This is a genomic window from Methylophaga lonarensis MPL (assembly GCF_000349205.1).
Taxonomy (GTDB): domain Bacteria; phylum Pseudomonadota; class Gammaproteobacteria; order Nitrosococcales; family Methylophagaceae; genus Methylophaga; species Methylophaga lonarensis.
Genome location: NZ_APHR01000002.1, coordinates 32227 through 50947, shown reverse-complemented (window position 1 = coordinate 50947; position 18721 = coordinate 32227). Strand labels below are relative to the sequence as shown.

16 protein-coding genes are annotated in these 18721 nt (G+C 49.5%); 11 read left to right on the top strand and 5 right to left on the bottom strand.

Features of this window, described 5'->3' with window-relative positions:
• Positions 1 to 191 precede the first annotated feature (191 nt).
• Positions 192 to 1052, top strand: coding sequence for a formate/nitrite transporter family protein (locus MPL1_RS00505; RefSeq protein ID WP_009725174.1), 861 nt, complete (start codon positions 192 to 194; stop codon positions 1050 to 1052).
• Between the two features lie 10 nt (positions 1053 to 1062).
• Here MPL1_RS00505 and MPL1_RS00500 read toward each other — a convergent pair whose 3' ends face one another.
• The gene (locus MPL1_RS00500; RefSeq protein ID WP_009725173.1) at positions 1063 to 1884 is read right to left on the bottom strand and encodes an SDR family NAD(P)-dependent oxidoreductase; all 822 of its coding nucleotides are present in this window, start codon (positions 1882 to 1884) and stop codon (positions 1063 to 1065) included.
• A 108-nt stretch (positions 1885 to 1992) separates the two neighbouring features.
• On the opposite strand from MPL1_RS00500, the gene MPL1_RS00495 reads away from it, so the two are divergent.
• Positions 1993 to 2826, top strand: a complete 834-nt coding sequence (locus MPL1_RS00495; protein WP_009725172.1) for a CheR family methyltransferase — start codon at positions 1993 to 1995, stop codon at positions 2824 to 2826.
• Here MPL1_RS00495 and MPL1_RS00490 read toward each other — a convergent pair.
• The gene (locus MPL1_RS00490; RefSeq protein WP_009725171.1) at positions 2811 to 3485 is read right to left on the bottom strand and encodes a DUF4126 domain-containing protein; all 675 of its coding nucleotides are present in this window, start codon (positions 3483 to 3485) and stop codon (positions 2811 to 2813) included. The genes MPL1_RS00495 and MPL1_RS00490 overlap by 16 nt on opposite strands.
• 53 nt (positions 3486 to 3538) lie before the next feature.
• On the opposite strand from MPL1_RS00490, the gene MPL1_RS00485 reads away from it, so the two are divergent.
• From MPL1_RS00485 to MPL1_RS13145, 9 genes are all read left to right on the top strand, one after another.
• A complete protein-coding gene (locus MPL1_RS00485) occupies positions 3539 to 4297 on the top strand; it encodes a Nif3-like dinuclear metal center hexameric protein (protein WP_009725170.1) in 759 nt (252 codons plus the stop codon).
• A 27-nt stretch (positions 4298 to 4324) separates the two neighbouring features.
• A complete protein-coding gene (locus MPL1_RS00480; protein ID WP_009725169.1) occupies positions 4325 to 5668 on the top strand; it encodes a YhjD/YihY/BrkB family envelope integrity protein in 1344 nt (447 codons plus the stop codon).
• On the top strand, positions 5661 to 6902 hold the full coding sequence (gene coaBC, locus MPL1_RS00475; protein WP_009725168.1) for a bifunctional phosphopantothenoylcysteine decarboxylase/phosphopantothenate--cysteine ligase CoaBC: 1242 nt from the start codon (positions 5661 to 5663) through the stop codon (positions 6900 to 6902). The genes MPL1_RS00480 and coaBC overlap by 8 nt, the downstream gene beginning before the upstream one ends.
• Positions 6859 to 7314 carry a dUTP diphosphatase gene (gene dut / locus MPL1_RS00470; protein WP_009725167.1) on the top strand — a complete coding sequence of 152 codons (456 nt, stop codon included), beginning with the start codon at positions 6859 to 6861 and terminating at the stop codon, positions 7312 to 7314. The genes coaBC and dut overlap by 44 nt, the downstream gene beginning before the upstream one ends.
• Positions 7315 to 7319: 5 nt before the next feature.
• Complete coding sequence (locus tag MPL1_RS13960) at positions 7320 to 9683, top strand: phosphomannomutase/phosphoglucomutase (RefSeq protein WP_009725166.1); 2364 nt, start codon at positions 7320 to 7322, stop codon at positions 9681 to 9683.
• Positions 9684 to 9776: 93 nt separating this feature from the next.
• Positions 9777 to 10685 (top strand): acetylglutamate kinase, encoded by a 909-nt coding sequence (gene argB, locus MPL1_RS00460; RefSeq protein ID WP_009725165.1) that lies wholly within the window; start codon positions 9777 to 9779, stop codon positions 10683 to 10685.
• On the top strand, positions 10682 to 11299 hold the full coding sequence (gene slmA / locus MPL1_RS00455; protein ID WP_009725164.1) for a nucleoid occlusion factor SlmA: 618 nt from the start codon (positions 10682 to 10684) through the stop codon (positions 11297 to 11299). The genes argB and slmA overlap by 4 nt, the downstream gene beginning before the upstream one ends.
• Positions 11296 to 11742, top strand: a complete 447-nt coding sequence (locus MPL1_RS00450) for a response regulator transcription factor (protein WP_009725163.1) — start codon at positions 11296 to 11298, stop codon at positions 11740 to 11742. Before slmA ends, MPL1_RS00450 begins: the two co-directional genes overlap by 4 nt.
• A 161-nt stretch (positions 11743 to 11903) precedes the next feature.
• Complete coding sequence (locus tag MPL1_RS13145; RefSeq protein WP_009725162.1) at positions 11904 to 14240, top strand: retention module-containing protein; 2337 nt, start codon at positions 11904 to 11906, stop codon at positions 14238 to 14240.
• 81 nt (positions 14241 to 14321) lie between these two features.
• Here the strand turns inward: MPL1_RS13145 and MPL1_RS13955 are convergent, their stop codons facing one another.
• From MPL1_RS13955 to MPL1_RS00430, 3 genes are read right to left on the bottom strand one after another with little or no spacing between them, the layout of a single operon-like run.
• Positions 14322 to 14714 (bottom strand): type IV pilin protein, encoded by a 393-nt coding sequence (locus tag MPL1_RS13955; RefSeq protein WP_009725161.1) that lies wholly within the window; start codon positions 14712 to 14714, stop codon positions 14322 to 14324.
• Entirely contained in the window at positions 14711 to 15028 is a 318-nt protein-coding gene (locus tag MPL1_RS00435) for a hypothetical protein (RefSeq protein ID WP_009725160.1), read from the bottom strand. The genes MPL1_RS13955 and MPL1_RS00435 overlap by 4 nt, the downstream gene beginning before the upstream one ends.
• Before the next feature lie 16 nt (positions 15029 to 15044).
• Positions 15045 to 18719, bottom strand: a complete 3675-nt coding sequence (locus MPL1_RS00430; protein ID WP_009725159.1) for a pilus assembly protein — start codon at positions 18717 to 18719, stop codon at positions 15045 to 15047.
• Positions 18720 to 18721 lie beyond the last annotated feature (2 nt).

Here is an 18721-nt window from a genome sequence, read left to right as displayed (position 1 = left end):
GTTGTTCACAGCACAACCGCAGAGTCAGGCGGATCCTTGTGAAATGATCAAATTTCATCCATACAGGGTCCGGCATGGCGCTGCGGTTGCTCAGCGCAAATCTTTAGCGCCGAATAGTGAGACATAGTCTGCAAAGTCGCCTAAAGCACTGATATAATGCGCGGTTTCCTTCCTGTTTCGGGGAACCCCTCATGTCTGATTTCGGCAAGTTTGTCGATGCCTTTACGCCTGCGGAAGTGGCTGAAAAAGTCAAAACCGTGGGGGTAGACAAGGCCAATATGCCATTGCTGCCACTGGTTGTGTTGTCGCTGATGGCAGGCGCGTTCATTTCTTTTGCGGCGATGTATTACACCGTGGTTATGACGGATGCCAACATGGCTTATGGTCTGTCGCGCCTGATCGGTGGTTTGGTATTTGCGCTGGGTTTTATTCTGGTGGTGGTCGCGGGTGCAGAATTATTCACCGGTAATACGCTGGTAGTGATGGCATATGCCAAGCGACAGATCACTTTTCTAGGTCTTATGCGTAACTGGGGAATTGTCTATTTCGGCAATGCTGTCGGCGCATTGGTCACCGTGTATCTGGTGTATCTATCGGGCTATCTGGGCAATGCGGAATATGGCGTTGGTGTCACTGCGCTGAAAACCGGCCTTGCCAAGGTCGAGTTGACCACGACCGAAGCTTTTGTCCGTGGCTTGTTCTGTAATGTGCTGGTCTGTCTGGGCAGTTGGATGGTTTATGCCTCACGCAGTGTCACCGACAAGGTGATGGCGGTGTTATTTCCGATTTCCGGCTTTGTTGCCATGGGCTTTGAGCATAGCATTGCCAATATGTACATGATTCCAATTGCCATGGTGGCCGCAGCTGATCAGGCGATTGTTGCCGCCAGCCAGTTGGATGCTTCGCAACTGCAAGCGCTCGATTTTTCCGGTTTGATGGGAAATCTGGTTCCAGTGACCCTGGGCAATATTGTTGGTGGTGTTGGGTTTGTCGCCATGGCCTATTACCTGGTGTACGTGTACTCGGGGCCCAGCCAAAAAAACAGCCGGTGAGGCTGCCTGCTCAGAGAATTCGTCTGAGCAGCATGTCAAGCAGGCGTTGAGGCAGACATCGCTTGAGTGTGGCAAACAGGTAGGTCGGAAAAGTAACAAAATAGCGGCATTTTGGCCGTTTTGATTCGATAGCCTTGATGAGCTTAGCGACCACGGCTTCGGGGCCCAGGGTAAATGGCGCTGCGGGTCCTTCGGTGGTCAAACGGGCTTCCATGGCCTGATAGACAGACTTGTGTGCGCTTGAGTCTTTATCAATATGCTGCTGGTATTGTTTCATGGCGTTTTGTCTAAAACGGCTCAAAATTGGGCCGGGTTCGATCAGGCTGATGTAAATACCTGTGCCGTGCAGTTCAAGGCGAAGCGTATCGGCCAACCCTTCGATCGCATACTTGCTGGCGTTGTATGCGCCGCGGTATGGCATGGCGACCAGCCCCAGTACCGAGCTGTTGTAGATGATGCGGCCGGCACCTTGCTGTCGCATCTGCCGGATAACCAGGTTAGTCAGTTCCTGTGTACCAATCACATTGGTCTGGAATTGAGCTTCCAGGGCGGTTCGGCTGAGATCTTCAACCGCGCCCGGCTGACCGTAAGCGGCGTTATTAAACAGAGTGTCTATTTGTCCAGCGTAGGACAGGGCATCTTCAACAGCCTTGTGTATCGAGGCACTGTCGTTCAGATCCATCAGTAGCGTCTTGATGCCTGCTTGCTCAAGTGGCTGAGCATCCTCAGGTCGACGGACAGTGGCAATCACCTGATAACCTCGTTGATGAAGCATCAGGGCAGCACATTGGCCAATGCCGCTTGAGCAGCCGGAAATAAGAATGGATTTCATGTGGGTATCCGTAAAAGTTTCTCAGTCGATCAGCGTTAACTATTAAATATTGTTTTTGGTGTGCCGTTAACGCTATAGTCAAAATCACAATGAAAAGAACACGTTTCCATGTTGCATACGCAAGACATTAGCCAAGCTGACTATGAGCACTTCAAACAGTTCCTGGAACAGGCTTGCGGGATACTGTTGGGCGATGGCAAACAATACCTGATTGTCAGTCGGCTGACCAAATTACTCAGGGATGAGAATATCCCGTCAGTGTCAGCACTACTGAAAGCACTGCAGCATGGACAACCCAGGCATTTACGCAATGCAGTGATTGACGCCATGACCACCAATGAAACCTCCTGGTTTCGTGATGGTGCTCCGTTTGAAGTTCTGGCGAAAACCTTGTTACCCGAGCTGGATAAACAAGCCAGAACCGGTTTGAAGATCTGGTCTGCAGCCTGTTCGTCAGGGCAAGAGCCTTACACCATCAGCATGGTGCTAAGCGAATACCTGCAACGAAATCCAACCAGCAAACTGGCCAGCAGCCAGATAGTCGCCACCGATATTTCCAGCAGCATGCTGGCACTTGCTCGTCGAGGTATTTACGAAAATCACGCGATAGCCCGTGGTTTGACGCCGGAGCGGCGCAGTCGTTTTTTCCGGCCAGAGGGCGATGCCTGGTGTCTGACAGATGAGGTGCGTAAGCGCGTCAGCTTTAAGGAACAAAACCTGCTCGAGCCTTTTACCGCGCTGGGCAAATTTGACATGATTTTTTGTCGAAATGTACTGATTTATTTTGCTGGGCTGCGCAAGGCCGATATTTTGAGTCGCATGAGGCAATCGCTAAACCCTGGTGGTTATCTGTTTCTGGGGGCCTCAGAGACTATCACCGGTTATTCCGACGGTTTTGAAATGATTCGAACCCCACAGGGCGTTGTCTACCGACGTTCTTGATCCTCAGAGATTTCTGCTGATTTGTTCTCGGTCAGCGTTATTTCATCAGGCGGTGTTTTGTTGGATTGTTTGCGAAATAGATTTGCCAGTTTTGCAAAAAGCGCTTTAATCAAGCGCCACAGTCTAGGCAACAGCCAGATCATCAGGATGACTATCAGACACAAAAATGCCAGGAACAGCCACGGATAATGCAAAGCCGCCCACAGACCTGCAATGACCAGTACATCCTCGCTGACTGAGGCAGTCCAGTTACTGAACGGTTCCGGCGAGGTGTTAATCAACAGCCGACTTCCGGCTTTGGTGAAATGACTGCCAGCAGCCAGTGTTCCGCCCAGTAATGCCGCGCTAAGTTCCATCGCCGGGCTGACATCGCCGACCGCTGATGCTGCCAGTAAAGCACCCGCCGGAATACGAATAAAGGTGTGCAAGCTGTCCCAGCCAGAATCGACCCCCGGAATCTTGTCTGCAAAAAACTCCACGCAGTACATGAAGCCAGCCGCAAACATCACCACAGGATCACTGACAAAGGCCAGTTCTTCAGGCAGCACGGCATGTCCGGTTATGCCCATTAAACCCAGCATAAAGATCGTGGCATAGAGATTGATGCCACTTGCCCAGGCAACTCCCATGGTGAGAGCGATGACACTGACTGCATCCACGGCCGCATCCTCTTTGTTATAGTGACGTCTGATTGGTCACAGGAACTTCGCTGATGATAACTCGAACTGAACTGCTCGCCTACCTGGATAATCTGCTTGAGCCGGGTCGATTTGCAGACTATTGCCCCAATGGACTGCAAGTCGCAGGTTGCGAGGATATCTACCGTATCATTACGGGAGTCACGGCCAGTCAGGCGCTGCTGGATCAGGCGGTGGCGATGAATGCTGATGCAATTTTGGTGCATCATGGCTACTTCTGGCGTGGTGAGGATGCACGGCTGATTGGTATTAAACAACAGCGCATCAAAACCTTGCTAAGCCATGATATTAACCTGATTGCCTATCACTTACCCCTCGATGCTCACCCTGAGTTTGGCAATAATGTCCAACTGGCTCATCAATTAGGACTTGAAATAGATGGGCGAATTTCTGGTACTGGAGAGCCGGCGATTGCGCTGTGTGGCTGTTTGTCAGAACCTCAGTCGCTGGATGACTTTGCCAATTCGGTCGCAGATACTTTGCAACGCGAGCCGGTTGTGATTGCCGGACATGACAGGCCTGTGAATACCATCGGCTGGTGCACTGGAGCGGCCCAAGGGTACATTCAACAAGCTGCCGAGTTGGGGCTGGATGCGTTTCTCAGCGGTGAGGTTTCCGAGCAAACGACCCATCTTGCCAGAGAGCTGGGTATCCACTACATAGCGGCAGGTCACCATGCAACCGAACGGTATGGCATCATGGCGCTTGGCAATCATCTGGCCGAGATCTTTGATCTGGATCAGCAATTCGTCGATATTGAAAATCCGGTGTAAGGCATCATCGGACACAAGGAAAGCGTTATGGTCGTGCAAGACACGCTTGATAAGCTAAAACATTTTTTTACGGTCAGCCTCTGGCAAGAGGATTTGTCCAAGGTGAATCCTGTCAGACGCTGGCTAACCGAGTTGTTGCGTGTCTGCTATGTGATGATCCGGGAGCTGGCAACAGGCGAACTGAATTTGCGTGCCATGAGCCTGGTATTTACCACTCTGTTATCACTGGTGCCGTTGATAGCGGTGGCCTTCTCGGTATTGAAAGCCTTTGGTGTTCATAACCAGATAGAACCCTTCTTGCTGGGCTTTATGGAGCCGCTCGGTAGCCGGGGAGAAGAGCTGACGGAAAATATCATTGGCTTTGTAGAAAATATAAAAGTTGGTGTGCTTGGCTCTGTCGGTCTGGCCATGTTGTTTTACACGATTATCTCGCTGGTGCAGAAAATCGAAAGTGCTTTCAATTTTGTCTGGCGAGTTAAACGACCACGCAGTCTGGCAAGACGTTTTACTGATTATTTCAGCGTGATGATGATCGGCCCGGTATTGGTCTTCACTGCCTTGGGCGTGGGGGCCTCGGTGTTGAATCACAATGTCATGGTGCAGTTACAGTCGATCGAACCGTTTGGCACCGTGCTGATTTTTATCAGCAAAATGGTGCCTTATGTGATGATCATCCTGGCCTTTACATTTCTTTATACCTTTATTCCCAATACCCGGGTCAAGCTGGCTCCCGCATTGATGGGTGGAACAGTGGCGGGTGCCTTGTGGGTAACGCTGGGCACTATTTTCGCTTCGTTTGTCGCCACGTCATCCAACTACACCGCCATTTATTCCGGCTTTGCCATTTTGTTTTTCTTTATGATCTGGTTGTATCTGGCATGGTTTATTCTGTTGACGGGCTCACAGGTCGCCTTTTATTTGCAGCACCCAAAACTGGTGCAAGTGGGTGGTAAATCATTTAGCCTGAGTCCACGCCTTCGAGAAAAGGAAGGACTCTGGTTAATGACTCTTATTGCCAGGCGCTTTTGCAATCATGAAACGCCATTGAGCATTCAGGAATTGGAACAGGAAACCGCATTGAGCAATCTGACTTTGCAGGAATTGATTTCTATTCTGGAAGCCGCTGGCATGTTGGCAGAAGTTGCTGGCGATAGCGTTCGCTATATTCCGGGGCAGGATATTTCGACACTCAAGGTGAATGATATTTTGGATGTGTTGCGCACCGCGGAAGAAAACGTACTGACACAAAATCGCAGCAGAGCAGAGCCTGCGATTGAAGGGCTGCTTAGCAAGGTCAGTTCCGCTCAAAGTCAGGTTCTGGATCAACTGACCTTGCGAGATCTGGCGCTTGGAACACAAAATCATGGCTGAACAGGGTCTGGCCGGACAACGTATCGTTCTGGGCGTGACCGGCAGCATCGCGGCATATAAAGCTGCCGATTTGACTCGCAGATTGCGTGAGGCAGGTGCAGAAGTCAGGGTGGTCATGACCAAGGCCGCTTGCGAATTTATCACGCCACTGACCTTGCAGACTTTGAGCGGACATCCTGTCGCAGTTGAATTACTGGATGCTGATCAGGAGTCTGCGATGGGGCATATCGCACTGGCTCGATGGGCTGATTGGATTTTGGTTGCGCCCGCCAGCGCCGATACCATAGCCAGGCTAGCTTTTGGTCGTGCCGATGATTTGCTGACTTCTACAGTACTGGCAACCGAGGCGCGACTGGCGATTGCGCCGGCAATGAATAACAAGATGTGGTCCAATCCCGCTACCAAAGAGAATCTGGCAACCTTACAAACCAGAGGCGCGTTTGTGCTTGGCCCTGCCAGTGGTGATCAGGCCTGTGGTGAACAGGGAGAAGGTCGGCTACTTGAGCCTGTTGAGATCGTTGCTCAGCTCTCCAGCATCATGGCACCCGGAGCCTTGACGGGTCAGCGGGTGATGATTACTGCTGGCCCCACCCACGAAGCAATCGATCCGGTTCGTTATATTGCCAATCGAAGTTCAGGCAAGATGGGATATGCATTGGCAGAAGCTGCGCTGGCGGCAGGTGCTGAAGTGATTCTGGTTTCCGGGCCCGTCCATCTGACTGCGCCCACTGCTTGTCAAACAATATCAGTTGAATCAGCCTCAGAAATGCTTGAACAGGTCATGTTGAATATCCGGCAGACGGATATTTTCATTGGCTGTGCAGCGGTGGCCGACTTCAGACCGGCAGTGATTGAAGGGCAGAAAATCAAAAAACAAGGCCGACAACAGATGACTCTGGAGTTGGAGGCAACAACAGATATCATTGCCACGGTCAGTGCCAGCGAATATCGGCCGAAACTGGTGGTAGGCTTCGCTGCCGAAACTGAGCTGCTGGCTGAACATGCAGACAGCAAGCGTCAACAAAAAGGATTGGATATCATTGCAGGCAATCATGTCGGCAAGGGTATTGGCTTTGCCAGTGAAGAAAATGCATTGGAAGTTTTTTGGTCAGGTGGCGGCCAGCGCCTACCCAGACAACACAAACGCCTGCTGGCGGATGCTTTGATGACTTTGATAATTGAGCGATATCATGCAAAAGATACAACTAAAACTGATAGACCCAAGGCTGGGTGATTCGATTCCCTTACCCGACTATGCCACCACAGGTAGTGCGGGATTAGACTTAAGGGCCTGTTTGGAAGAGAATCTGACCATTCATCCGGGTGAAACCCACCTGATACCCACGGGGTTGGCGATTCACATTGACGATCCTTCACTGGCGGCTGTACTTCTTCCGCGATCAGGGTTGGGACACAAGCATGGTATTGTATTGGGTAACTTGGTTGGGCTGATTGACAGTGATTATCAGGGACAAATTTTTGTCTCATGCTGGAATCGTGGTGATACGCCCTTTGAGATAACTGTCGGAGAAAGGATTGCGCAGATGGTCATTATCCCGGTTGTACAAGTTGCCTTTGAAGCGGTCACCGAGTTTTCTTCAAGTGAGCGAGGTACCGGTGGATTTGGGCATACAGGACGGAGCTGAAGCAGTTGAAACCGGGAGCTGAGCGCTGGCGACGGCTGATTCCTGACGATCTGCGAATGATCGGCAGGCCAGTGTTAGGCGGCTTGCTGTTGCTGATCTGGCTGTTTGCTGTCGGCATATTGTTTTTCCTCAGCCACCAAAACCAGACCACCGATTATCAGGATTATCGAAAAAAACATCAGGAGACTGCTGAGCGATTAGCGGCCTCTGTCAGTTCGGTGATTGGCCAATGGGAGCGACAACTTGAGGCAATCGCAGCCAATGTTACTCCTCAGATGCGCGCAGAAAGCGAAGCTTCAGAATCTGGTGTGTTATTGCAGGACTTGACGGCGCAGTGGCCGGATGCTTCTGCCTTGTGTTTAGTCAGTCGTATTCCCAGCCAGGCAACAACCGAGGGTTGTATTCCGTTGAGCTATGCTGCGCTGGCAACCTTATATCAGGTTGAAGCTGAAGGACGAGCTGATTACGCAGTGATGTTGCCAGGCACTGATAACGCCTATCTTCTGATGGCTGAAGCTTTGCCTGAACCTCCTCTGGCGATTGTGCTGGCAGCCTTACCGGTGCAACAACTGTCGTTGATGATGCAGCAGATTTTGAACGAACCTGGTTTTGTCGAGCTGCAGCAAGGTAGCCAGCAGCGTGTCAGCGTCGCCAGCTCAGGTAATGCTCAGTTCCAATCAATGCCAGCATTTGAGCAGAGCATTCCATTCAGCCATTGGCAAGTTGTCTTTTATCCAGACGAAGCTAAACCGGCATTGCAGATTTCGCTGGTGCAATTGGCATTGGCACTTGCTATCGCCAGTATTGTTTGGTGGTTGATAGCTCAGTTGCTGATCCAGTTGTTTCCAAAAAGCCGCTGGTTATCGGTTTCTGCCAGATCAGGTAAGTGGCAAACACAGTCGGTTCGCAGACCTCTGATGGTTGAATCCGGCTATGATTATGCTCGGGGTGTTGCCAAACAAAACACGCCCCAGACTGCTGATCAGGCAGTTCCAGAAGTCAGTAGCTCGATATTCAAGGCATATGATATCCGTGGCATTGTGGGGGATACGCTCAATAAAAAAGTGGCCAGACAGATTGGACGTGCCATAGGCAGTCAGCTGGTCAGCCAGAATATCCACGAAATCATCGTTGGCCGGGATGGTCGCAACTCCAGTGAGTCACTCAGTAAGGCGCTCAGTGAAGGCTTGATGTCAGCAGGGGCCAGCGTAATTGATATTGGCATGGTGCCCACTCCCGTGCTTTATTTTGCCTGCCACACTTTGTCGTCCCGTTCAGGTGTCATGGTGACCGGCAGTCATAATCCTCGAGACTATAATGGCTTCAAGATCATGGTCGATGCCGAGATGTTGTCCAGCGATCAAATCAAGCAATTGTATCGTCGCATAGAGCGAAGTGATTTTACGCTCGGTACGGCTTCGCAAGAGCAAGCAGATGTTGTCAAAGATTACCTTGCCAAGGTGTCCTCAGATATTTTCTTGAGCCGGCCACTCAAATTGGTGGTTGATTGCGGCAATGGTGTCGCTGGAATGATCGCACCTCAATTATTCAGAGACCTGGGATGTGAGGTGGTCGAGCTGTTCTGTGAAGTGGATGGTGAATTTCCAAATCATCACCCTGATCCAGCACAACCACAGAACATGCAGGCATTGGCTGCCAAAGTGCGTGAAACAAATGCTGATCTTGGCCTTGCTTTTGATGGCGATGGAGATCGTTTGGGCGTTGTGGATGGCCTCGGAGAAATTATCTGGCCAGACCGCTTGCTGATGCTGTTCGCTGAGCAGATGCTAAGCCGAACCCCCGGTGCAAGTGTCATTTATGACGTCAAAAGTACCCATTTGCTGGAGGACATTATCAAGTCGTCAGGTGGACAAGCGGTGCTGGCACCGTCTGGTTATACCATCATCAAAAAGCGAATGCAGGAAACCGGTGCTATCCTCGGTGGTGAAATGAGCGGACATATTTTCTTTGCTGACCGCTGGTTTGGTTTTGATGATGCTTTATATTCAGCATGTCGCTTGCTAGAATTGCTGACCGCTGACGACCAGCGGCGCTCGCCTGCGGAAATATTCTCTGGCCAACCGGCCCGTTTCAATACTCCGGAAATCCATGTGGCTATGGATGATATTGCCGCCGCTGATTTCATTGAACGATTTCAAGAGCGCGCCGAATTCACCGATGCTGAAATAACCACCATCGATGGCTACCGTGTCGATTATTCGGACAGCTGGGGCCTGGTCAGAAAATCCAACACCGTGCCTGGGCTGACGCTTCGATTTGAGGCAAGCTCCGAGGAAGGCTTGGAGGAAATTAAATTGCGGTTCCTGCGTCAGATGCTTCAAATCAGACCTGATATTCATCTGGGCTGATATCCATGATTGCCAGATGATATGAACCATGACTTTCGCGACATAGCAGTCGAGACGAGCGTCATAAGCTATTAGTGTTTTGAGGATGATATTTTGAGTTTGAACACACAGCGTGCCGGACACATCGCACAGGTTTTGACTGAAGCGTTGCCATACATACAACGTTTTTCAGGAAAGACGCTGGTCATTAAATATGGCGGTAATGCCATGACCGACGAGTCTCTGAAAAACAGTTTTGCTCGTGATGTGGTATTGCTCAAAGCTGTCGGCATTAATCCGGTGATTGTGCATGGTGGTGGGCCACAGATCGGTCAATTGTTGCAACGCATCGGCAAACAATCGGAATTTATTAACGGCATGCGGGTGACCGATCAGGAAACCATGGATGTCGTTGAAATGGTCTTGGGTGGGCAGGTCAACAAGAGTATTGTTAACCTGATCAACAATCATGGTGGTCGAGCAGTAGGCCTGACCGGAAAAGATGGCAGTCTTATCTTCGCTGAAAAACTGCAGGTGACAGGGGAGACTATTGATCCGGCATTGCAAACTTCGGAAATGATTGACCTTGGTCATGTTGGCAAGGTGTCAAGTATTGATACCAGTGTCATTGATATGCTGATCCACAGTGATTTTATCCCTGTTATCGCGCCAATTGGCGTGGGAAAAAATGGGGAGTCATACAACATCAATGCAGATCTTGTGGCTGGAAAAATTGCCGAGGTTTTGCAGGCTGAGAAGTTGATTTTGTTGACAAATACCCCCGGCTTACTTGATTCTGACGGACAGCTTTTAACAGGACTCAATGCAAAGCGGGTAAGCCAGTTGATTGAGCAAGGCGTGATCTATGGCGGAATGCTGCCAAAGATCGGTTGTGCGCTGGACGCAGTTGCTGCTGGTGTCACTACTGCACACATTATTGACGGTCGTGTTCAGCATGCAGTGTTGCTGGAGATGTTTACCGACGAGGGGGTCGGCACATTGATTCGTGGAGGGGGACGATGAACGACGCGGTACAATCGAGCCGGAGCGAGCTCAAACAATCGCGTCGGCAAGCGATTCTCGAGGCATTGGCTGTTCAACTGGAACAGCATCCAGGGGAACGAATCACCACCGCAAAACTTGCTGCCAGCCTTGGCGTGTCTGAGGCCGCCCTTTATCGGCATTTTCCCAGCAAGGCGCGAATGTTTGAAGGCTTGATTGAGTTTGCTGAAGACACGGTATTCGGCTTGATTCGAAAAATTGTCGATGAAGATGATAACGCCTTGTCCCGCTGTGAAAAAATCATGGCTCTGTTGATGGGCTTTAGCGCCAAAAATCCGGGAATAAGCAGTATTCTTGTTGGCGTTGCCCTGACAGGTGAGACGGAACGTTTGCGTCAAAGAGTTAGTCAGTTTTTTGACAGACTGGAAACTCAGTTCAGGCAAATTCTGCGTGAACGAGAACTTACATTGACTGAGGCCGGTGGCAGACCCGTTAATGAGACAGCCAGCTTGCTGGTCGCTGTGCTGGAAGGACATATTCAACAATTTGTGAGAAGCGGCTATCGTCAATCCCCTCTGCAGGGATGGGATGCTAAATGGCAATTAATATCAGGGATGTTAAGGAGCTACGCATGATCAGAGTTGCTGTACTGGGACAGAAAACTTTTGTCAGAAGCCGATTTGCTTTTGCCTCCGATATGCTGGCTCGCGTGTTGGATTTTGCCACGCTTGAAGAGCTGGTCGATGATATTGCCATGTTCTCGGCGGATATTCTGATTGTTGATGAATCAGATGACAGTTTTGATGCCAATGTGATTAGCCTGCTGTTATCCAGACATTGCCCACAAACCAAAACTTTGATTTTATCCAGCTCCCAACCTACCTTCTCTGCACTGGAGAACTCGGGATATTCAGCCCGTGCCTTGATTGCACCAGAGCAGCATCAGTTGTTGACCAAGGCGATTCGTGTTGTGCACGCGGGTGAGGCATGGATACCAAGAAGACTGGTTGCAGAAGTGTTGGATCGTTTTGTGGCCTCAGTGAGCGCTTCAGCTAATTTCAGACCAAAACTTCTTTGAGTCAGTGAAAATATTACAAATTTATTTAAAAACTTGTACCTAAGTACGATAGATCTCTAGCTGTAAAAATTGCAAACTGACACCATAAAGATACCCGAATAGGCATATTTTTTGCCGATACAATAATTTTTATATGCGGGTGCACACATGGAGACACGCTCATGGCGACAGAAATAGGTACAGTGACAGTATTAATTGGAACTGCAACAGCCGTTTCCACAGATGGAAGCATTCGCCATCTACAAGTCGGTGACAAAGTTTTCCAAAATGACTTGATCAGCACTGGTGCTGATGGCGCTGTTGAGATTCATTTTGCTGATGGCAGCGTCATGGATTTGGGTAGAAGCTCGAACGCACTTCTGGATTCTGAAGTATTCGATCCAACAACCCCCATGGCAGACGCACAAGACGAAGCCCTGGTTGATGATGTCGATCTGATTCAACAAGCCATTCTTGAAGGTGCTGACCCTACACAAATAGCTGAAGCTACAGCTGCTGGTGCAGGCCCTGAGGCGGGGAGTGAAGGTACACGTGAACCTTTCTATAACCAGTTCAACGCTCCTGAAACCAGACCAGATAACGGTTTTGAAACAACGGGCATCAGCTTCGATTTCTTCGATCCGGAGCCTACTCTTGGTTTGTTGAACACCGGGGATGATGCGATCTTTCCGCCAGTCAATGGTGATGATCCTGATGTGACACCGCCCAACACACCTCCACAGGCAGCAAGCTCAAACGCGATTACCTGTGAGGACACATTACTGACTTTTCAGTTAGCTGATTTCAGATACAGCGATGCTGATGGAGATACGGTTCAGTTTATCCGTATCGACTCACTGCCTCTCGATGGGCAGCTATTTTTCAACGGCATTGCTGTGATTGAACCTGGTCTCGAAATCTCGGCAGAAGATATCGAAAATGGTCTGTTGACGTTTATGCCAGAAGAAAACGCCTCGGGTCGTGACGAATATGGTGACGATACCACCACGGGCAATATGAAAACTGATTACGCGAGCTTTGAGTTCAGTGTATCTGATGGCACCGACTGGAGCCCTTCATCCAGCACAATGACTATTGATGTAACGCCTGTTGCTGACGCGCCAGAACTGTCTGTTTCAAGTAAAGAGCCGCGTACAGTCACTATCAATACATATAATGTAACGGATACAGCGGGCACATATACAGTACTCGCGTTTGCTGCGGGTGTTGATCCGGATGCTCCTGATGCTTCACCTGTTGATATTTCAATTCGCGGAGGTACTTTTGCCCCGGGGTTTGGTGTCTCTGGTGCGACATTCGGCGGGGCAAATCAAGGCAACCCTGACGAAATTGGTTTTGATTTCAATCTCGGCGCCTCCGAGCATCTGGTCGTTAAGTTTGAAAACGATGTGACCACGGTTGATGTGTCATTTGCATGGAAGCATGGATATAACTACAACTCGGTGACTGGAAGTGGTGCCATTGAAGGAGAAACCGCGGTTATTTCCTTCTATATGGACGGCGTGCTGATTGAGTCGATCGAACATGCCGGTGGTACTGACAGAGTCGATGGTCCGTTTACTTTTCAACCATCCAGCGGTGTTCCATTCAACGAAATCAGATTTTCTGCCAAAGGTGAAGGCGATGATTATCTGATCAACAGCATCACCTACACAGAATGGGTAGATAGCGGAGATGAAATTACTGTCGAGGCTGGTGACTCAGTCTTTCTGTCAATCTCGGCGGCATTGACTGATACCGATGGCTCCGAAAGCATTACAAAAATTGTGGTGAGCAATATTCCATCAGGCTTTGTGTTGACTGATGGCACAAATACATTCACAGCTACAGATGACTTGAATGAGATTGATGTCAAGGATTGGGATCTTTCGTTGCTATCTTTGCAAGTGCCGGGCAATGCAGTTTATGAGACAACAGAGTTCCAGCTCACTGTCTCTGCAACCTCGGAAGAAAGTCTGGCAGACTCACTGGATCCTTCAGAGGTGTGCGGTTCACTCACTGCGACAACCGAGATTCCGCTTACGATCACCGTAACCGCACTGCCGCCGATTTTACTCGAAGGCACTCGTCAGGCTGACACATTGATTGGCTCTGAAGCAAATGAAATTATCTACGGTGGCGCTGGCAACGATATAATGACTGGCGGTGGTGGTCGCGATGTGTTTGTCTGGAAAAGTGGCGATGCCAGTGCTATGAGGCCAGCATCTGATACGATTACCGACTTCAACAATGGGCAAGCGGATGTTCTTGATATTTCTGACCTGTTACAGGGTGAAGAAGCAGGCAATCTCACTGACTACATCAGAATCGAGCAAGTGGGTGATGATGTGGTATTGAACTTGTCTCCCAATGGAGATGGAGCTGAGTTTCAGACAATAACCTTGCAAGGAACCTCATTGGGTGATCTTGGTGTGGGGCATTTTGACCCTGCCACGCAACAAGCCGAGATCATTAACTCATTGCTTTCACAAGGTCAGATTCAGGTTGATCAAAGTTAATTTTGGCCTGTATTCAAAACAAAAATGCCGACTTTCGTCGGCATTTTTGTTTAATGTTAACCGGCTAAATCAAAACAACAGTTACCAACAATTTGCCGGGGTTCCCTGTCCGCGTTGGTTTATTGTCATATTGCCACAAGCATCGCCTACTTGAGGACCCTGTGGTGTTGCCGTGAGCGTATAAGTGGTTGCGGTTGCATTACCAAGCGCAATGTTATAGAAGCTTTGTCCGCCTGATTTGGGGGAGGTGTTGTAAGGCAATGCTGCACCAGCATAGGTGAAGTTTTCTGTGTAAAACCTTTCCATATATGCGGCCAGTTCTACCAGATCTGCCTGAGCATTGGCCCGACGGGTTTGTTGTACTTGGGTCAGGTAGGATGGATAGGCGATGGCGACGATAATCGCTACGATGACAATGACAATCATTAGTTCTATCAGGGTGACCCCTGTTTGTTTTTTGCCGGAAAAGCTCATGGTGAGTCCCCCTCCTGAGTATCCAATAGCCATATTTCATCAACTACCGGTAGTCTCCCCAGATCCTGTTGACGAATCGTTATACCCACCTGGCTTCCTACAGAAAATGGTAAATCGTTGCCTGTGAAGGGTTTACCATTCACTAAGAGTGGATCGGCAAGTTCATATCGCGTTCCATTAATGATGATCTGGCGGATATCCGAACTTAATAGCGTTACTTCTCCAGAATGTTCAAAAGGTGCGATTGCCAATACTGCTTTCGCTGAAACCAACATCAGCAATATGAAGACTGCATTCAAAACAATGTTTTTCATTCATCAGGCTCCAAAATCACTGAAAAATAAAGTCCAGAGGATACCAGGACTGGCGGCCTGTTTCACCGGGACCAGGGTTTTCCGTAATGACTTCAATTTCGCCAGAGGAACCACTCAAGAACTTGAACTCGCGTTGTCCCCCCGTGTCATTGACGATACTCGGTGTTGGGATAATTCCCACGGTTGACTTGCGGCCACTGGCAGGCAGGTAATCGTCATTTCCATCGCCTGTGATGTCTCCAACATTGATAAAGTCATTGATATCAAAGATTCCGTCGTCATTGAGATCGAATGGAGAAAACGGCAACCTCGCCCCTGAGAAAATATCCAGTTCCATCAGCCAGCCACTTCCACCAAATTGGCAGGGATCTTCAGAGGGCATTAGCGTGGTGAATATAATTCTGTTGCTTCTTACCAAGGCATTACTTACTTGGCGCTCTCCGAAATTTTCTGCACCATATTGTAAGTCCAGAAACCACCCATTCTGACTATTCCAATCAATACTTGTGTCAGAGGTGATACGGAAATCACCATTTGCCTGACTTATCTCGAACATGATTTCTTGCTGTAGCAAATTGCTTCGATTGAAAGGCGTTAGGGTTGATTGTGCTTTGTCCCATATCGCGTAAAAACTCTGGGTGGTCTGACCCGATATGGCGTTGTCACCAACTTCCATGTACTGACCGGTCCCGAACAGGACCAGATATCCTGCTCCTGATGGATGGCGAACAACCTGTGGTCTGGTGGTGATTGGTTGTGAATTTCCAGAGTTACAGCTTACACCATGACAGGCTGTGAACAGTGGCTGAGGATTTCCTCCTGAGTTGTAGGCAAAATTCCAGCTTGTCGGGTCACTACTGGCGAGATTGATTTTCCAGACGTTGCCGAATAAATCGCCAGCGTAAACAGCATCTGCACTGGAGCTACCATTGATATCAACAACCGCTGGAGAGGCAAGCCCATTGGGTCTGTTGTTACCTGTAGGATCCTGGGCTCGTCCGACACCTGTGTCAAATTTTCTGATTAAATCACCAGTAGCAAGATCAACGATATAAAGCACGGCATTACCGGTTAAGCTGTCGTTGGTACTGTTACCAGTATTACCGTTGTCAGCAGTATTGTTGTAACCGCCTGTGAATATTACGGCCCAGCTACCGTTGTTGAGGCGGACCACACTGGGTTGACCGAAACTATAACCCATATCCCTGTCATCCAGATCAGTGAACTCCCACAAGACATTATTTGAAGCAGTCGCTTCTGATGCAAATGAATCTGGATCTGTGATATCGAGAGCAAAAACTCCTTGCCCGCCAGCACCTAATCCAGAGACCAGCACTGTTCTCCACTGTCCATTGATAAAGGCATCAACTACCGTTGGATTGCCATCAACGAAATAACGATGACTGTAGTTCGGGTTGGTTAGCAAAGGTAATTGTGAGTAGACGCTGGCAGGTACATAGGAGAACATTTCAACGCCTGTGTTGGCATTAAATCCATGCAACATACCATCATTAGCGCCTACCAATACCAAGGGAGTGCGATTTGCTTGTGCTATGCGGAAATTACGATAGGGCTGTGCGTTTTCAGCGGCGCCGATGCCCCAGTTATCTGGATATCTTGAATTAGGTGCGCCAGAAAAGACAGGACTTGAGTTGATGATATCTCCGAGTACTCGAGTTCGATTTCGAAATGTACCACCATTAACAGCCTCGTTGGATTGCGAACCACGAATGTAGTTGAGCACGTTTTCATTAACCAGCTGAGTCTGTTGCGAGGCTGAAAGATTACTCCAGCGAAACGGCACCCCTTCCGTTCCATCATGGGAAATAATGACTCGGCTGTTCGCCGCAGGTATCAGACTTCCAGCATCCCATTCAAGCCCACCCAGGGTTCCATTACTTTGGATTGGATAAGCTAAAAGCTGTCCTGTCCAACCACCGCTCTCAAAACGTGCCTGATAGACACGTGTGCTTCCAGAAATTGTGCCGGAGTTGAGTGCTACTGAGGCGGCAGAGGAGGTTCTGTCAGCGATATTAGACAAAACACCACTCAACTCAGTGGCAAAGGTATCCGGATCAGCTGCGCTGAAGAACCCACCACGACCGTTGATCGAAGCATGCAACAAGTCATCAAGTCGTGCTGGGCAAATATCCGTAGGGCAGTTCGCCACACTTGAGTTTGAGTCGGTATCCGGCCAGTTAATAGCTGTGCCAGTTGAGACGGCTGCCCAAGCGTCATCTGCATCAACTGAGCCGGTCAAACCAAAGGCGACACCAAAGGTCACCATATGTTGCCAGAACGCCTCGTTTTGCGGTGTCGTTGGCACCAGATTATCCAGATCTGGCCTTAAATCGCGATACCAATAGTACATGGCAACATCGGCCAGTGTGTTATTTTGGTTGTCTCTGTATGGGTCTGTTGGGGTGTATTGATAACTCTGACCGCCCGGGCCGGTGATTACCGGCCCGACGGAATTGTCGACGTTGGCACGGGCTGCTGCCGTGCTGGCCTGAAAACTTGTGCCACCAGACCAGTAACCGTCAGTCATCAGGATGGTAAAGCTTTGACGGCACATCAAGTCCTCACCATCTGGGCTACCTGGGGTGTCACTCCATGGACCTCGAGAATCGGTTCTGGAGAAGTATTGACCGGCATCATCAAGTGCTTTGCGCAGCGGCGTACCGGATGCCGGAATGTCCCGTGTATACAGCTCGTTAAAGAAGTTAGTACGTCCAGTGCCAGTAAACTGACGAACACCACGAACGATGGTGCTGGTGTTACTCTGTCCATCAACAGTGGAGTTGCCTTTGTTGATGGTGCCGTAGCCAACCCGCATATTAGGGCCTTGCTGTGCAAATGCCCTTCCGATACCTGCCCGGGAAGCAAGTATGCGAGAGCGATAGTAGGTATACCAGTTGGCAAAATTCTGTATTTCCTGTGCGTAGCTACAGACACCTGCGGTACAGTCGGTTCGGTTGATACGGCCGTGTCCAGAGTATGTGGCGGTGGTGGAGCGAATTTCGGTGCGCGTGTAATTATTACGATTCCAAATATCACCACCTGTATGAGTGTAATAAACAGCTGGCCAGAAAGTTCTCGCGGTACTTGAACTGGTACAAGTTCCTGCACTAGTACAGGTTTGCCAGGTGTTGCTATTCCAGCGTCCGTTGTTACGTGTCAGGTCTCGGGCAAGGTTATTGACCGCCCCATCAGTTCCAGAGCCACTTGGGCAGGTGCCAGTATTTTCGGGATTATGCCACGCACATGCTGGAGTCGCATTAGGATAGAGTGAACCATCAGCTCGTATCCATGGCGTGTAGGTTTTACTTGGATCGTAGTAGTTAGTATTAATAGTGTGTGTACGGGTCATTGCCGCATACGGATCTGTATCAGTGACCTCAGCAACTCTGAGTAATGTATGAGAATAGTCTGATGGGCCATAGACATTATTAGCTCTTGGATACACGTAAGCAGCATAAGAACTGGCACTTTCAGGAAAAGCAACAGAGTCCGGGGTAACCTCGAAAAACATTGAGCCTGAATCGTCAATAATAAACATGATGTTGGGATCAACACCCGAAGTCAGGTAGAGCGGAACCTGAGCCAGATCCAGTTCTGAGCTGGCGACATTTGAAGCTGATAGGACGCTCAGCACCAGCATCGCAAAATATCTGTTTAAAGCAGTTTTCATGG

Bases quoted from the DNA above. Each gene is read 5' to 3' on its own strand.
- coaBC (WP_009725168.1), top strand. From the start codon at position 5,661: ATGGCTGAACAGGGTCTGGCCGGACAACGTATCGTTCTGGGCGTGACC.
- dut (WP_009725167.1), top strand. From the start codon at position 6,859: ATGCAAAAGATACAACTAAAACTGATAGACCCAAGGCTGGGTGATTCG.
- MPL1_RS00480 (WP_009725169.1), top strand. From the start codon at position 4,325: ATGGTCGTGCAAGACACGCTTGATAAGCTAAAACATTTTTTTACGGTC.
- MPL1_RS00435 (WP_009725160.1), bottom strand. From the start codon at position 15,028: ATGAAAAACATTGTTTTGAATGCAGTCTTCATATTGCTGATGTTGGTT.
- MPL1_RS00505 (WP_009725174.1), top strand. From the start codon at position 192: ATGTCTGATTTCGGCAAGTTTGTCGATGCCTTTACGCCTGCGGAAGTG.
- MPL1_RS00495 (WP_009725172.1), top strand. From the start codon at position 1,993: ATGTTGCATACGCAAGACATTAGCCAAGCTGACTATGAGCACTTCAAA.
- MPL1_RS13955 (WP_009725161.1), bottom strand. From the start codon at position 14,714: ATGAGCTTTTCCGGCAAAAAACAAACAGGGGTCACCCTGATAGAACTA.
- MPL1_RS13145 (WP_009725162.1), top strand. From the start codon at position 11,904: ATGGCGACAGAAATAGGTACAGTGACAGTATTAATTGGAACTGCAACA.
- MPL1_RS00430 (WP_009725159.1), bottom strand. From the start codon at position 18,719: ATGAAAACTGCTTTAAACAGATATTTTGCGATGCTGGTGCTGAGCGTC.
- slmA (WP_009725164.1), top strand. From the start codon at position 10,682: ATGAACGACGCGGTACAATCGAGCCGGAGCGAGCTCAAACAATCGCGT.
- MPL1_RS00485 (WP_009725170.1), top strand. From the start codon at position 3,539: ATGATAACTCGAACTGAACTGCTCGCCTACCTGGATAATCTGCTTGAG.
- MPL1_RS00450 (WP_009725163.1), top strand. From the start codon at position 11,296: ATGATCAGAGTTGCTGTACTGGGACAGAAAACTTTTGTCAGAAGCCGA.
- MPL1_RS00500 (WP_009725173.1), bottom strand. From the start codon at position 1,884: ATGAAATCCATTCTTATTTCCGGCTGCTCAAGCGGCATTGGCCAATGT.